14 protein-coding genes are annotated in these 14478 nt (G+C 70.0%); 3 read left to right on the forward strand and 11 right to left on the reverse strand.

The window, feature by feature from the left end; all coding sequences use genetic code 11:
• Window positions 1-110: 110 nt before the first annotated feature.
• Window positions 111-1529 (reverse strand): sugar porter family MFS transporter, encoded by a 1419-nt coding sequence (locus ACZ4N5_RS26280; protein ID WP_467759508.1) that lies wholly within the window; start codon window positions 1527-1529, stop codon window positions 111-113.
• A gap of 514 nt (window positions 1530-2043) precedes the next feature.
• Here ACZ4N5_RS26280 and ACZ4N5_RS26285 point away from each other — a divergent pair.
• Complete coding sequence (locus tag ACZ4N5_RS26285) at window positions 2044-2385, forward strand: DUF4326 domain-containing protein (RefSeq protein WP_467759509.1); 342 nt, start codon at window positions 2044-2046, stop codon at window positions 2383-2385.
• Window positions 2386-2575: 190 nt separating this feature from the next.
• Here ACZ4N5_RS26285 and ACZ4N5_RS26290 read toward each other — a convergent pair whose 3' ends face one another.
• From ACZ4N5_RS26290 to ACZ4N5_RS26300, 3 genes are all read right to left on the reverse strand, one after another.
• Window positions 2576-6220 (reverse strand): chromosome segregation SMC family protein, encoded by a 3645-nt coding sequence (locus ACZ4N5_RS26290; protein ID WP_467759510.1) that lies wholly within the window; start codon window positions 6218-6220, stop codon window positions 2576-2578.
• A gap of 207 nt (window positions 6221-6427) precedes the next feature.
• Entirely contained in the window at window positions 6428-6631 is a 204-nt protein-coding gene (locus ACZ4N5_RS26295; protein ID WP_028802434.1) for a hypothetical protein, read from the reverse strand.
• 382 nt (window positions 6632-7013) lie between these two features.
• Entirely contained in the window at window positions 7014-7295 is a 282-nt protein-coding gene (locus ACZ4N5_RS26300) for an acylphosphatase (RefSeq protein ID WP_467759511.1), read from the reverse strand.
• A 153-nt stretch (window positions 7296-7448) separates the two neighbouring features.
• Between ACZ4N5_RS26300 and ACZ4N5_RS26305 the strand changes: the two genes are divergently transcribed.
• Window positions 7449-8435 (forward strand): CAP domain-containing protein, encoded by a 987-nt coding sequence (locus ACZ4N5_RS26305; RefSeq protein ID WP_467759512.1) that lies wholly within the window; start codon window positions 7449-7451, stop codon window positions 8433-8435.
• A gap of 252 nt (window positions 8436-8687) precedes the next feature.
• Window positions 8688-9134 carry a winged helix-turn-helix transcriptional regulator gene (locus ACZ4N5_RS26310; protein ID WP_467759513.1) on the forward strand — a complete coding sequence of 149 codons (447 nt, stop codon included), beginning with the start codon at window positions 8688-8690 and terminating at the stop codon, window positions 9132-9134.
• Between the two features lie 21 nt (window positions 9135-9155).
• Here the strand turns inward: ACZ4N5_RS26310 and mutM are convergent, their stop codons facing one another.
• From mutM to rsmD, 7 genes are all read right to left on the reverse strand, one after another.
• Complete coding sequence (gene mutM, locus ACZ4N5_RS26315; protein ID WP_467759514.1) at window positions 9156-10016, reverse strand: bifunctional DNA-formamidopyrimidine glycosylase/DNA-(apurinic or apyrimidinic site) lyase; 861 nt, start codon at window positions 10014-10016, stop codon at window positions 9156-9158.
• Between the two features lie 271 nt (window positions 10017-10287).
• A complete protein-coding gene (rnc, locus tag ACZ4N5_RS26320) occupies window positions 10288-11145 on the reverse strand; it encodes a ribonuclease III (RefSeq protein WP_467759515.1) in 858 nt (285 codons plus the stop codon).
• A gap of 19 nt (window positions 11146-11164) precedes the next feature.
• Window positions 11165-11338 carry a 50S ribosomal protein L32 gene (gene rpmF, locus ACZ4N5_RS26325; protein WP_006139588.1) on the reverse strand — a complete coding sequence of 58 codons (174 nt, stop codon included), beginning with the start codon at window positions 11336-11338 and terminating at the stop codon, window positions 11165-11167.
• A gap of 2 nt (window positions 11339-11340) precedes the next feature.
• Window positions 11341-11985, reverse strand: coding sequence for a YceD family protein (locus tag ACZ4N5_RS26330; protein WP_467759516.1), 645 nt, complete (start codon window positions 11983-11985; stop codon window positions 11341-11343).
• Window positions 11986-12160: 175 nt separating this feature from the next.
• A complete protein-coding gene (locus tag ACZ4N5_RS26335; protein WP_467759517.1) occupies window positions 12161-13249 on the reverse strand; it encodes an ATP synthase F0 subunit B in 1089 nt (362 codons plus the stop codon).
• Between the two features lie 99 nt (window positions 13250-13348).
• A complete protein-coding gene (gene coaD, locus ACZ4N5_RS26340; protein WP_261708304.1) occupies window positions 13349-13828 on the reverse strand; it encodes a pantetheine-phosphate adenylyltransferase in 480 nt (159 codons plus the stop codon).
• A gap of 26 nt (window positions 13829-13854) precedes the next feature.
• Complete coding sequence (gene rsmD / locus ACZ4N5_RS26345; RefSeq protein ID WP_467759518.1) at window positions 13855-14442, reverse strand: 16S rRNA (guanine(966)-N(2))-methyltransferase RsmD; 588 nt, start codon at window positions 14440-14442, stop codon at window positions 13855-13857.
• Window positions 14443-14478: the final 36 nt, after the last annotated feature.

Here is a 14478-nt window from a genome sequence, read left to right on the forward strand (position 1 = left end):
GGCACGCCCTCTTCACGAGTACGAGGAGAGGGGCAGCGGGGACTTGGCCCTTCTCCCCGAGTTCCGGGGAGTCACCGGGGCTCGCGAGGGGCCGCCGGTGACGCGGGCTGCTAGCCCATCTCCTCCAGCGTCTTGCCCTTCGTCTCCTTGACGAACTTGAGCACGAAGGGGATGGAGAGCACGGCGAAGAACGTGTAGATCACATAGGTGCCGGACAGGTTCCAGTCGGCCAGCGACGGGAAGCTCGCGGTGATGGCCCAGTTGGCCATCCACTGCGCGGAGGCGGCGACACCGAGCGCGGCGGCGCGGATGTGGTTCGGGAACATCTCGCCCAGGAAGACCCAGACCACGACACCCCAGGAGAGGGCGAAGAAGAGGACGAAGACGTGGGCGGCGATCAGGGCGACCCAGCCCTGGGTGGCCGGCAGCTTGCCGTCGACCAGGTCGTAGGAGAAGGCCCAGGCCTCCGCGCCGAGACCGATGGCCATACCCACCGAGCCGATGAGGGCGAGCGGCTTACGGCCGATGCGGTCCACGAAGATCATGGCGATCACGGTGCCGATGATGTTGATGATCGACGTGGTGAACGAGTAGAAGAACGAGTCCGTCGGGTCGACGCCGACCGACTGCCACAGCGTCGCGGAGTAGTAGAACGCGATGTTGATGCCGACGAACTGCTGGAAGACCGAGAGGCCGATACCGACCCAGACGATCGGCTTGAAGAAGACGGTCCCGCCAAGCAGGTCCTTGAAGGTCGACTTGTGTTCGCGCTTCATGGCGTGCTCGATCTCGGCGACACGGGCGTCCAGATCGATCTTGTCGCCCTCGACCTCCTTGAGCACCTCACGGGCACGGTCCCTGCGGCCGACCTCGAGCAGGAAGCGCGGCGACTCGGGGATGGCGAAGGAGAGCAGACCGTAGAGGACGGCCGGGATGACCATGACGCCGAGCATGACCTGCCAGGCTTCCAGGCCCATGAGCTCGCCCCGCTGTTCGCCTCCGGCGGCGTTCAGGATCGCGTAGTTGACGAGCTGCGAGATGGCGATGCCGACGACGATCGCGGCCTGCTGGAACGAGCCGAGCCGTCCGCGGTACGCGGCCGGGGAGACCTCGGCGATGTAGGCGGGGCCGATGACGGAGGCCATGCCGATGGCGAAACCGCCCACGATGCGCCAGAAGGCGAGGTCCCACAGCGCGAAGGGCAGCGCCGAGCCGATGGCGCTGATGGTGAAGAGCGTCGCGGAGATCTGCATGCAGCGGATGCGGCCGATGCGGTCGGCCATGCGGCCGGCGGTCGCGGCGCCGATGGCGCAGCCGATCAGGGCGATGGCGATGACCTGGGCCAGGGCGGCGGAGCCGATGTCGTAGCGGCTCCGGATGGCCTCGACGGCGCCGTTGATCACGGCACTGTCGTAGCCGAACAGGAAGCCGCCCATGGCGGCCGCCGCCGCGATGAAGATGACATGCCCGAGATGTTCGGGGTGAGCCAACTTGGCTTCTGACTTAGGTGCCTGCGATGCGCTGGTCACGTAAAACTCCTCGGGCCACCGGCCTCGCTGCCGGGGGTGGGGGGCGAAACCCTTCGCTGGTGGTACCAGTGGCGCACATGTTCACGTGGGCCACCACCTGAAGGTAAAAGCAACGTCGGAGAGACTATGCCTTCAAGTTTCGAAGTCAAACTTGACTACTTGTGAAATTACGAGCCCGATGTGACGAAGTTGTATTCAAGACTTGAACATCGAGTGCCCGAATGGTCCACCACGGTCACCGTGCGCACCGGGTCGCGCCGTCATTCCGCCGTGTCGAATCAGTGGAATCCGCAGCGTGTCGGCTTGCCCGTGGCCGACCCCGCGGGCGATCGAGCCCGTCAGGCCCCCGGCTCGGGCGGTGTCCGCGAGGGCTGTTCCGGCGGACCGATCCTGAGCGCGGCGCCCGGCTGTGACGCGCGGAACACCGCGGGCGGCCCCAGGGGTACACCCGCGCGAACCCCCTCCGTGCCGTGTTCGCGTTGCCCGTGACGGCCCGAGCGGCGAGGATCCGGTCATGCCGCCCACGACGGTCGTCAACCTCAAGGGTCACCGCGACGATCCCGCGTACGCCGATGTGGTGTACGTCGGCCGCCCCATGCACCGGGGCGGCTGGCACCTGACCGGGTCCCCGCTGGCGAGTCCGTTCCGCCCGGGGCACGACGGCAGCCGGGAGGAGGTCGTCGAGATGTACCGCGCCTATCTGCTGGCGCGTCCGGAGCTGCTGGCCCGGCTGCCCGCCCTGCGCGGCCACCGGCTCGGCTGCTGGTGCGTCCCCGAGCGCTGCCACGCGGAGGTGCTCGCCGAACTCGCCGACGAGGGCGTCGGCGCGGACCTGCCGGAGCCGGACGGGCCGTAGACCCACGGCATCGGGTGGGTACGGGGTACGGGCACGGGCGCACGGGGCGTGCGGTGGGCGTCAACCGGCCCGGGCGCCGAGCGCACGGAGCGCGCGTGGGCGTCAGCCGGCACGGGCGCCGAGCGCACGGAGCAGGCATCGGGGCGTCAGCCGGCACGGACTCCGGGCGCACAGGGTGCGCGCCCGGGCGTCAGCGCAGTCGCTGGCTGATGACCTTCGAGACGCCGTCGCCCTGCATGGAGACGCCGTACAGGGCGTCGGCGACCTCCATCGTGCGCTTCTGGTGCGTGATCACGATCAGCTGGGAAGCCTCCTGCAGCTCCTGCATGATCCTGATCAGCCGCTGGAGGTTGGTGTCGTCAAGCGCCGCCTCGACCTCGTCCATCACATAGAACGGACTGGGGCGCGCCTTGAAGATCGACACGAGGAGCGCGACGGCGGTCAGCGACCGCTCGCCGCCGGAGAGCAGGCTGAGCCGCTTCACCTTCTTGCCCGGCGGTCTGGCCTCCACGTCGACACCCGTGGTGAGCATGTTGTCGGGGTCGGTCAGGATGAGCCGTCCGTCCCCGCCCGGGAACAGCCGGCTGAAGACGCCCTCGAACTCCCGGGCGGTGTCCCGGTATGCCTCGGTGAAGACCTGCTCGACGCGCTCGTCGACCTCCTTCACCACCTGGAGAAGATCGGCGCGTGTCTTCTTGAGGTCCTCCAGCTGCTCGCTGAGGAACTTGTGGCGCTCCTCCAGCGCGGCGAACTCCTCCAGGGCGAGCGGATTGACCTTGCCGAGCTGCTGGTACGCCCGTTCGGCCGACTTGAGCCGCTTCTCCTGCTCGGCACGGTGGAACTGCCGGGGCTGGTTGCGCGGGTGTTCCGGGTCCTCGGGCAGTTCCTCGCCCTCGGCGGGCAGCGACGGCGGTACGAGCTGATCGGGGCCGTAGTCCGCGACCAGTCCCGCCGGCTCGACGCCGAGTTCGTCCAGCGCCTTCGCCTCCAGCTGCTCTATGCGCATCCGCTTCTCCGCGCCGAGCACCTCGCCCCGGTGCACCGAGTCGGTGAGCTTGTCGAGCTCCGCCTTGAGGTCGCGGCCCTGGCTCCGCGCGGTCACGAGCTCCTGCTCGCGGCGGGCCTTGGCGCTGTCGGCGGCGGTGCGCTCCTCCTCCGCCCGGGCGAGCGAGACCTCGACGTGCGCGAGCAGCTGCCGCGCACCGGAGGCGACGGCCTCGGCGACGGCCGCCTCGTGGCGCAGCCGGGCACGGCGCTGCTCGGCACGCGCGCGTGCCTCGCGTTCGGCACGGGCGGCCCGGTCGAGCGAGTCGGCCCGTCCGGCCAGTCCCTTGACCCGCTCCTCGTGCGTACGCACCTGGAGCCGGGCCTCCATCTCCGTCTGCCGCGCGTTGGCGCCGTCGGCGGCGAGCCGGTCCCGTACCGAGGTGTCGGGTTCCTCCTCGACCGGCATCTCCTCGGCCACGGCGAGCCGTTCGGCCAGTTCCTCGGCCTCCTCAACGGCCCGGTCGAGCGCCTCCTGCGCGCGGGCTGCGGCCGCGGTGCTCCGCTCCGCCTCCCCCGCGGCGCCCCGCGCCTGCCCGGCCAGCCGTCCGAGCTGCTGCGCGACCGACGACTTCTCCCGCTCGGCGGCCCGCCGCCGCTCCCCCAGCTCCTCGACGAGCGCGGCCCGCTCCGTGCGCAGTTCGGTCGCCAGGCGCTGCGCCTCGGTCAACTCGTCGCAGCGGACGGCCAGTTCCTCGAGCTCGGCCGCAGCCTCGTCCACCGAGGCCTGCACTTCGAGCAGACTGGGCGCCCCGGCGGACCCGCCGTGCGCGAAGTGCGCCCCGAGCAGGTCGCCCTCGGCGGTCACCGCGGTGAGTGCGGGCCGCGCGTAGACCAGATCCTCGGCCTCTTCGAGGGTCCCGACGACGACGATCCCGCGCAGCAGCCGCCGTACGGCGGGCATCAGCTCGGCGGGACCCCGGACGAGATCGGCGGCGTACGGAGGCCTGTCGCTCCGCTCCCCGTGCAGGTCCTGGTCCTGGTCGCGGTCCTTGTCCTGGTCCCCGTCATGAAGGCGTACGTCCATGGAGGCGCCGTTCGCCGGTCCGGCGGCGGCGTGGGGTTCCTCGGGCGCTCCGGCGAGCAGCAGCGCAGCCCGTCCCGCGTCCTGCTTGCGCAGCAGACGGATGGCCTCGGCCGCCGAGGCGGGAGTGGTGACCGCGATGGCGTCCGCGGCCGCGCCGAACGCGGCGGCGAGCGGGACCTCGAAGCCGGGGGTGACCGACAGCAGTCCGGCGGCGGGACCCAGCACCCCGGTGAGCCGGTCCGTGGCACCGAGGAGGACTCCCGTGCCGTCCTTGCGCCGCAGGCCGAGGGCCAGCGCCTCGCGGCGGGCCTGGGTGGCGGCCCGCTTGCGTTCGGCCGAGGTGGCCGCCTCGCGGGCCGCGGTCAGCGCGGCCTCGGCGTCGGACAGGGCCCGCCTGGCCGCCTCGTGCTGTTCCGTGAGGTCGGCGTCGTCCGCGTCGAGGCCGTCGACCTCGGCCTTCAGCTGCTCGTACTCCTCCTGGGCCATGACCGCGCGCTCCTGGGCCTCGTCGCGGGCGGCGGCGAGGCGTTCGATCTCGGCCTGCGCGGAGGCGGCGCGTGAACGGGCGGCGTTGACCTGTCCATTGAGGCGGGCGAGGCCCTCGCGGCGGTCGGCGATGGCGCGGGCCACGTCCTTGAGACGGCGTTCCTCGACGGTGAGTTCGCGCTCCAGTTCGGCGCGGTGCGCGACGGTGTCCTCCAGGGCCCGCTCGGCCGCCTCCAGGGCCGCTTCGAGTTCGGCCTCCTGCTCACGGATCCGCGCGGCCTCGCGCTCCATGTCCTCGGGGTCGCGTCCGCGCCGTTCCTCGGCGGGCACCGAGGTGGCGCTCTTCACGCGCGCGTCGGCCAGCGAGATCGTGCCGCGCACCCGCTCGGCGAGCTGGGAGAGTTCGTACCAGGTCTGCTGTGCGCGCTGGAGGCGCGGCGTCAGCTGCCGTACCTCGTCCTCCAGCAGGGCCTCCCGCTGGAGCGCCTTCTTCAGCTCGGCCTCGGCTGTTTCCTTGCGCTGCTTGAGCGCTGCCTCGTCGGCGATCTCGGACTGGAGCGCCCCCCGCAGGCGCACGAGGTCGTCGGCGAGGAGGCGCAGCCGGGCGTCGCGCAGGTCGGCCTGGATGACGGCGGCGCGGCGTGCCACGGCGGCCTGCCTGCCGAGCGGCTTCAACTGGCGCCGCAGCTCGTCCGTGAGGTCCTGGACGCGCGCCATGTTCGCCTTCATGGCGTCCAGCTTCCGTAGCGCCTTCTCCTTGCGCTTGCGGTGCTTGAGGACGCCCGCCGCCTCCTCGATGAAGGCGCGGCGGCCCATCGGATCGGCGTGCAGGACGGAGTCGAGCTGGCCCTGTCCGACGATGACGTGCATCTCACGGCCGATGCCGGAGTCGGACAACAGCTCCTGGATGTCGAGCAGTCGGCAGGTGTCGCCGTTGATCTGGTACTCGCTGCCGCCGTTGCGGAACATGATCCGCGTGATGGTGACCTCGGCGTACTCGATGGGCAGGGCCCCGTCGGAGTTGTCGATGGTGAGGGAGACCTCGGCACGGCCGAGCGGCGGACGCCCGGTGGTGCCGGCGAAGATGACGTCCTCCATCTTGCCGCCGCGCAGCGACTTGGCCCCCTGCTCGCCCATGACCCAGCTGAGCGCGTCCACGACGTTGGACTTGCCCGAACCGTTGGGGCCCACGACACAGGTGATGCCCGGCTCGAACCGCAGCGTTGTCGCGGAGGCGAACGACTTGAACCCGCGCAGGGTCAGGGCCTTGAGGTGCACGCCGCTGGACTCTACCTTTCGGGCCGGTCTCACTCCATGAACGCGCGGTTTCGCCCATGAACGCGCAGGGCACACCAGACGTTAAAGAGGGGGAAGGGTGTTCGGGGGAAAGAAAGAAGGGACGCCTAAGGGCGTCCCTTGCAAATCTGACAACTTAGCGGTTGATTCGGGCTGCCCAACCACTGCTGTCGTGGTGCGGTGCAGTGGTCAGGTGAGCGCAGGCTCCGCCTGGGGTACGTCGATGCTCTCGAGAAGCGAATCGTGAGAAGCGGCAGCCGCGAGCGCGTCGTTCTCGGCCTGGATCCGTACAAGCTCGGATTCGAGGTCCTGGACGCGCTGCTGGAGCCGTCGCATCTCGGCAATGAGTCGCGGGTCGGAACCGCCGACGTAACCGAGAAGCGCCTTTGCCATGATGGATGGTCCTCCACACTGAGTGACCGACCGAAGCGGTGTGGGTCGTGAGGGAATCGCACCCGCGATGCTTGACACTGCTGATGTCGTGCTGCCGTTCCACATGCCAAACAGCTAAGGTGCGCGGGGCTTTCAGCGTCTCACCAAAAAGTTTGACGGTCAACACGATCACGCCCCGTATCGGCGGGCAACCCACTGTCGCGCGGCTTCTGAAACGGCGGCGCGGCGACTCCTGCGGGGCCCTCAGGGCGTCGAGATCATCGTTACCTCGGGAGCCTGCCACTTCGAGCCGTTCTTGGCAACCACCAGGCCGTTTCCGCTACTGACGGGTGCCGGTGGCATACGCCGTGACATCTTTTCGGGGCTTTCGAGGCCGTCATCGTCACCGGATGGCGAAGCCGTCGTAGATCCCCCGGGGCGTGTCCCAGATCTCAGTGACTCCGTCGACCCGGCCGGGCGTGTCGTCTCCCTGGAGCCAGTCGAGCAGACTCTGACAGCCGGCCCGGGAGCCCTCCGCGACGACCTGGACGCGTCCGTCGTCGAGATTGAGAGCAAAACCACTCAGCCCGCCGATCTCCAGCGCCTCGGCCCGCGTAAACCAGCGGAAACCCACACCTTGGACCCGTCCGCGCACCCAGACGACCAGCCGTACAACCTCGTTCATGGCTGCACGCTAACCGGACAATGTCTCGCGGAGCACATCCTCCCCTTGCGCCATGGGGTACCGTCCCGACCCAATGAGTCTCATTAGAAACTCACTCTTTCGGGTGAGGTTCGGGTGAGGATCGCTGACTCAAGATCGAGGAAGGCCCAAGAGATGGGACGCCACCGACGCTCCGACGCCGGCCGCGCCGCCACAGGGCGCGCCACCGGAGTCACAGATACGAGCGGTGCCCACACGGAAAGCTACGGCCCGGAGAACCTGTACGGCTACGCCGCCGTCGCCGATCTCCCGTCCGCGGCCTCCGCCCGCTCGCACCGCAAGAGGAAGGGCGCGACGCCGGTCCGTACGGGGCTGCTCGGCGTCTCCGCAGCCGTGGCCCTCGGCACCGTGGCCGTCGCGGCCGGTGTCCTGCCCGGCAGCGACAACTACGCGCTCGGCGGTGGCAGCAACAACTCCGACAGCGTTCAGGCCGCGAGCTCGCCGTCCAGCATCGACACCCAGCAGGGCGGCACCTCGGGCAGCGCGGACTCCCGCGACGACACGTCGACGAGCCGTGGCGCCAATCGCGCGACCACGCCCTCGACCGCCCCCTCGGCCCCCTCTTCTTCCGCCTCGTCGCCGGCGGCCGCTCCGACCACGGCGCAGCCGTCGACGGTGCCGACCGCCGAGCCCAGCGGGAAGACGAAGGCCCCCAAGGTCCCGAAGCCCTCCAAGACCGCCACCAAGGCGCCGGTCACCAAGGTCCCGGTGCACGTGTCCGCGGAGGCCGCTGCCGAGGCCGAGGTGATCAAGCTCGTCAACGACGAGCGGGCCAAGGTCGGCTGCAGCCCGGTGGCCGCTAACAGCGCCCTGTCGGACCTGGCCCAGACCTTCAGCGAGGACATGGCGGCGCGGGACTTCTTCGACCACACCGACCCGAGCGGGCTCACCCCCTGGGACCGTGCGGCGAAGACCGGGATCAGCAGCCTCGGCGGCGAGAACATAGCCCGCGGCCAGGCCGACGCGGCCGCCGTCATGGACGCCTGGATGAACAGCCCCGGCCACAAGGCCAACATCCTGAACTGCGACTTCAAGACCCTCGGCGTCGGAGTCCACTTCGCCACGGGCGGCCCTTGGTGGACGCAGGACTTCGGCTACTGAGGTAGCCGCGGATCACATGGCCGGCCCGCTCGGGGGGTCGGCCGTGGCAGTGTCTCCGGCTCGTTGTCCGGGCCGTGTCCGGGCCGTCGTCCGTCCTGACCGGTCCCGGCGCGCGACTCGAAGGGCGGCCCACTCCGGCGCTCCGTGCCCACCGCCGTTCCGTCCCCGGTGGCCAGGACGCCCAGCGCACAACGGCTAACCGGAAGTTAGTGCAACCCCCTGGGCGGCGCTGTGGCTGAGTATGCTGGTCGTATGGAATCGTCCGCGCAGATCACGGAGCGCGCCGGGAGTGACGAGGGCACCGTGTGCGCCGACGGCAAGGACCTCGCGTACAACGTGTTCGCCCGTGGTTGCCCGTCCCGGGGCACGCTGGAGCATGTCACCGGCCGCTGGGGCTCGCTCACGCTGGGAGCGCTGTACGACGGCACGTTCCGGTTCAACGAGCTGCGCCGCCGGGTCGACGGGGTCAGCGAGAAGATGCTCTCGCAGACCCTGCAGGCGCTGGAGCGCGACGGTCTGGTGCACCGCGACGCGCGTCCCACGAACCCGCCGCGCGTCGACTACACCCTCACGCCGCTGGGCCGCGAGGTCGCCGGGCGGCTGCTGACCCTCATCACGTTCGTCGAGGGCCGCATGGACGACGTCCTGGAGGCCCGCGGGCGCTACGACGAGACGCGCGCGGCCCGGCGCGAGGCGTAAGGGTCAGGCCGCAGGCGGAAGTCAGGCGCCGGGGCGGGGTGCCCGCTGGCAGCGCGGGCAGAAGTAGCTCGAGCGGTTCATCCAGGCCCGCCGGCGAATCGGCGTCCCGCAGCGGTGGCAGGGCTCCCCCTCGCGCCCGTACGCGTCGAGCGAGCGGTCGAAGTAGCCCGACTCGCCGTTGACGTTGACGTACAGGCTGTCGAAGCTGGTGCCGCCGACCGCGAGGGCGTCGTTCATGACGTCGCGGATGTGGCCGAGGAGTTCGGCGGTGCGCGGCCGGGTCATGGTCCCCGTCGGGCGTTCGTAGTGCAGCTTGGAGCGCCAGAGCGCCTCGTCCGCGTAGATGTTCCCGACGCCGCTGATCAGCGACTGGTCGAGCAGGGCGCGTTTGATCGTCGTACGGCGGGCCCGCAGCGCGGTGTGGAACGCGGCGTCGTCGAAGAGGGGGTCGAGCGGGTCGCGGGCGATGTGCGCGATGACGTCGGGAAGGCCGTCCGGAGTGTTCTCGTGCAGCGACAGCCCGCCGAACGTGCGCTGGTCGACGAAGCGCAGCTCGGTGCCCTGGGTGTCCTCGAAGCGGATGCGGATGCGCAGGTGCTTCTCCTCGGTGGCGTCCTCCGGCTGCACGAGGAGCTGGCCGCTCATACCGAGGTGCGCGAGCACGGAGTACGGCGAGTCGTCGAGCGGCAGCCACAGGTACTTGCCGCGGCGCATCGCCTCACCCACCCGGTGCCCGGCGAGTGCCTTCGCGAAGCCGTCGGGCCCCGCCAGATGCCGCCGCACGGCCCGCGGATGCCGTACGTCCACCGATTTCACGACCCGCCCGGTGACCCAGCGCTCCAACCCCCGCCGCACGACTTCGACTTCGGGCAGTTCGGGCACGGGACTCCTCCTGAGGGGCGGTCTGAGCGGTGATGCCGGAAGGGTACATCGCGCCCGACGGCGGCCGTCGACGAGCAGTCCGTCCCGGCCCAGCGGCACGCGGCCGCCGAGGAGTTGGGGCCGGCCGCGGCCCGCGGCCGGGGCCGTACAACGCGCGGACCCCGCCGCGGCGCGAGTGCGCTGCGACGGGGTCCGGTACTGCGGGTTACTACGGGTGCTGCGGGTACTTCAGTTGTGCTCGTACTGCCGGTACTTCAGTTGGATGAAGGATTCAGGCCGTGGCCGTGTCGGTGCTCGGCGTCGAGGAGGTGTCGGCGGTCTCCTCGACGTCCTGAGCCGCCTGCTGGGCGGCACGAGCCGCCTGTTCGGCGGCCTGGGCCGACTTCGCGCGTTCGTCCGCGGCGGAGTGGATGGCACGCCACGCGGACTCCGCGGCCTGCTGTTCCGCCTCCTTCTTGCTGCGGCCGGTGCCGGTGCCGTACGAGACGCCTCCGACGCGGGCGGCAGCAGTAAAGACCTTCTCGTGGTCCGGGCCGGTCTCCGAGACCAGGTACTCGGGAACTCCGAGCCCCTCGGTCGCCGTGAGCTCCTGGAGACTGGTCTTCCAGTCCAGGCCTGCACCCAGATTCGAGGACTTCTCGATCAGCGGGTCGAAGAGCCGGTGGACGAGTTCGCCCGCCGCTTCCAGACCCTGGTCGAGATAGACAGCGCCGATCACCGCTTCAAGGGTGTCGGCGAGGATGGACGCCTTGTCCCGGCCTCCCGTGCCTTCCTCGCCCCGGCCGAGCCGGATGAAGGAGCCGAGTTCGAGGCCGCGGCCCACTTCCGCCAGCGCACGAGAATTGACCACCGCGGCCCGCAACTTGGCCAGCTGGCCTTCGGGCAGGTCGGGGTGGGTGCGGTACAGCGTGTCCGTGACCACGAGGCCCAGTACGGAGTCCCCGAGGAACTCCAGACGCTCGTTGGTCGGCAGACCGCCGTTCTCGTACGCGTAGGAACGATGGGTCAGCGCACGCACCAGAAGGGCGGACTCGAGCTTGTAGCCGAGCCGCCCTTCCAGAAGCGTGTGGGACGAGGCTGTGTTGTCCGCCTTTTTCTTGGCGATTGGATCCGCCTTGGCGTCAGACATCAGACCTCTCACCAGCCGCTCAGACCTCGAGGACCTGGCGCTTGTTATAGGTGCCGCAAGCCGGGCACGCGATGTGCTGCAGCTTGGGCTCGTGGCAGCGCTCGCACGCAACCAGGGTGGGGACCGCAGCCTTCCACTGCGACCGGCGGTGGCGCGTGTTGCTGCGCGACATCTTCCGCTTCGGAACAGCCACGGCTACTTCTCCTGCTTCTCGTCGACGCCAGGTTCGGCGCCGCTCAACTCGTCCTTCTCGCCATCTTCGAGTGAACCGGCGAGTCCCTGCAGTGCCGCCCAACGGATGTCGACGGCTTCATGGTGGTGCTCCGGGTCGTCCGCGAGCCGCGCTCCACACTCGGAGCACAGGCCGGGGCAGTCGTCCTGGCACACCGGCTGCATCGGCAGTGCGAGCACCACCGCATCACGCAGCACGGGTTCGAGGTCGAACAGGCCGTCCTCGAGGAAGAGCGTGTCCTCGTCGTCCTCGGCGTCGTCGACCGGTTCCGCCTTGGGGCGGCCCCGGTCATCGGCGTCAGGGTACGAGAACATCTCCTGGAAATCCGCTGCGAGCACCTGCTCGAGCGGCTCCAGACACCTTACGCACTCCCCCTTGGCCGATGCACGGGCGGTGCCTGTGACAAGCACCCCTTCCATGACCGACTCGAGGCGGAGTCGGAGCTCCATCGGGGCACCTTCCGGCACTCCGATGACACCCTGGATCCCCAGATCCTTGGGAGCGTCGATCGTGCGGGTCAGGCGCTGGAGCGCGCCAGGACGCCGCCCCAGCTCGTGCGTATCGAACACGAGAGGATTGCGGTGGTCGAGGCGGGCGTTCAGAGCCATTCCTGCTTTCGATCTTCGAACTCAAGGGAACGCCACCCTTGGTGTCCCGCGGGCAGCGTGGATCGCGGACGTACACGCGACCGAAGAGCCAGGATACTGGACCTTTCGCTCTCGGCCCAATCCGGTGCGCGCCCCCGGCCTCGGCCGGCGGTGCGCGCCTCTCCTGACCCCGTGGTCAGTGGCCGCCGCGCCCCTGCTCGTACGCCCTCAGCTGCTCCGCGCTGATCATGCTGGTGTCGAAGAGGCTGGCCTCGTCGAGGGCGTGGTTCTGCTGGTCCATGGCATGGGCCTGCTGCTGGGCGTAGACCTGCTGCTGGTTCTGGTCGTACGCCTGCTGCTGGTCGTAGCCCTGCTGCTGGTAGGCGGCGTACGGGTCCGCCTGCTGGTAGCCGTACGCGTCCTGCTGCTGGGCGTACTGCTGCTGGTAGCCGTACGGGTCGGCCTGCTGCTGGTAGGCGTACGCCTCCTGCTGCTGCCCGTAGGACGGCTGGGCGGCCGGCTCCGGGGCCTGCGTCTGGGCGGGCTGGTCGGGCACGTCGGCGAGCTCCGCGAGGCCGGCCAGGTAGTCGGCGTCGCTGGTGTGCGCGCCGGGCGTTCCGTCGTCCCCGAAGTCGCTCAGATCGCCGAGGTCGTCGCTGGCGATCCGGCCGTGCAGCTTCTGCCGGCCGTGGCCGACGGCCTCCAGGGTCTTGGCGAGGACGGCCTCGAAGGCGCCGAGCTTGACGTCGACGTATTCGTCGGCGTTGCGGCGCAGGGTCTCCGGGTCGTAACTGCGCTCCGGGGCGTCCTCGTCCTCGTACCCCTGCTCGTCGACGCCCGGGCCGGTGCCGAGGAGCTTCTCGCGGCCGCGGCCGACGGAGCCGAGGGTCTTGGTGAGGACGACCTCGAAGTTGGCGAGCTTGGAGTCGACGTAGTCGTCGGCCTCGGCGCGGACCTCCTCGGCCTCCTGGCGGGCCTCTGCGAGGATGCGGTCCGCCTCGTTCTGCGAGCGGCGGGCGACCTCGGTGTCGGAGATCAGGGAGCCCCGCTCGGCGTGCGCGGTCTCGATGATCCGCTCGGCCTCCTGACGGGCCCGCTCGACCATCTCCTCGCGGCCGCCGATCAGCTCCTGCGCCTGGGCGAGGGAGCCGGGCAGTGCCTGGCGCACCTCTTCCAGCATCGACAGCAGGTCGGCGCGGTTGACCACGCACGAGGCCGACATGGGCATGGAACGGGCACTGCCGACCGCCGCGACGATCTCATCGAGCTTCTTCTGCACGTCCACCGTGTGCTCGCCACTCTCTACAGCTGTGATGGAGACGGACGGGTCGACTGTACGACCACTGCTGCCCCGCCCGACACCGGGTGACGGGCTGTCAGGCCCTCAGTCCTGGCCCAGCCGCTCCTTGAGCGCCGCGAGGACCACCGGCGGCACCAGATGGGAGATGTCGCCGCCCCAGTTCGCGACTTCCTTGACCAGTGAGGAGGAGAGGAAGCTGTAGGTGGGGCTGGTCGGGATGAACAGGGTCTCGACGCCCGAGAGGCCGTAGTTCATCTGGGCCATCTGGAGTTCGTAGTCGAAGTCGCTCACCGCGCGCAGGCCCTTGACGATGGCCGGGATGTCCCGCTGCTTGCAGTAGTCGACGAGGAGGCCGTGGTAGGCCTCGACCTGGACATTGCCGAACTCGGCCGTGACCTCGCGGATCAGCTCGATCCGCTCGTCGACCGTGAACAGGCCCTTCTTCGACTGATTGATCATCACCACGACGTGCACGACGTCGTACAGCGGGGAGGCGCGGGCGATGATGTCGAGGTGTCCATTGGTGATGGGGTCGAATGACCCCGGACAGACGGCGCGGCGCAACAGTGGTCCCTCGCTCTCCGGTCCGGTCATCGTGCGTCTTCGCACGTAGAGGCGGCGCGACCGTACCAAAACGTGCCCTCGCCGTAACGACGGGCCCTGACGGCGTCGAAACCGTCCGGCCATCCGAATTCGCCGCCTCTGGTGCTGCGCTCCACGGTGACGAGCGCATCCTCCGTGAGCCAGCCCCCGGCCCGGAGTGTGAGCAGAATCTCCCGAAGATCGTCGTCCGAGACGGCGTACGGAGGGTCGAGGAAGACCAGGTCGTACGGTGCTTCCGGCGTCGCCGTCCGGACGATCTGCTCCGCTTTGCCCGCTCTGACCTCGGCGCCCGGCAGACCGAGCGACTTCACGTTGTCGCGGATGACCTTGGCCGCGCGGGCGTCCGCCTCGACGAGCAGGGTGTGTCCGGCGCCGCGGCTGAGCGCCTCCAGGCCGACGGCGCCCGAGCCGGCGTACAGGTCGAGCACGCGCTCGCCCTCCAGCGGGCCGCCGAGCAGGGACTGCCAGGTGGAGAAGAGGCCCTCGCGCGCCCGGTCGGAGGTGGGGCGGGTGCCGGTGCCCGGCGGGACGGCCAGACGGCGTCCGCCGGCCCGGCCGGCGATCACGCGGGTCATGAGGGTCCTTTGCGCTGGGGGTGGGTCGGTTCCTCC

The organism is Streptomyces sp. NPDC026500 (assembly GCF_055567635.1).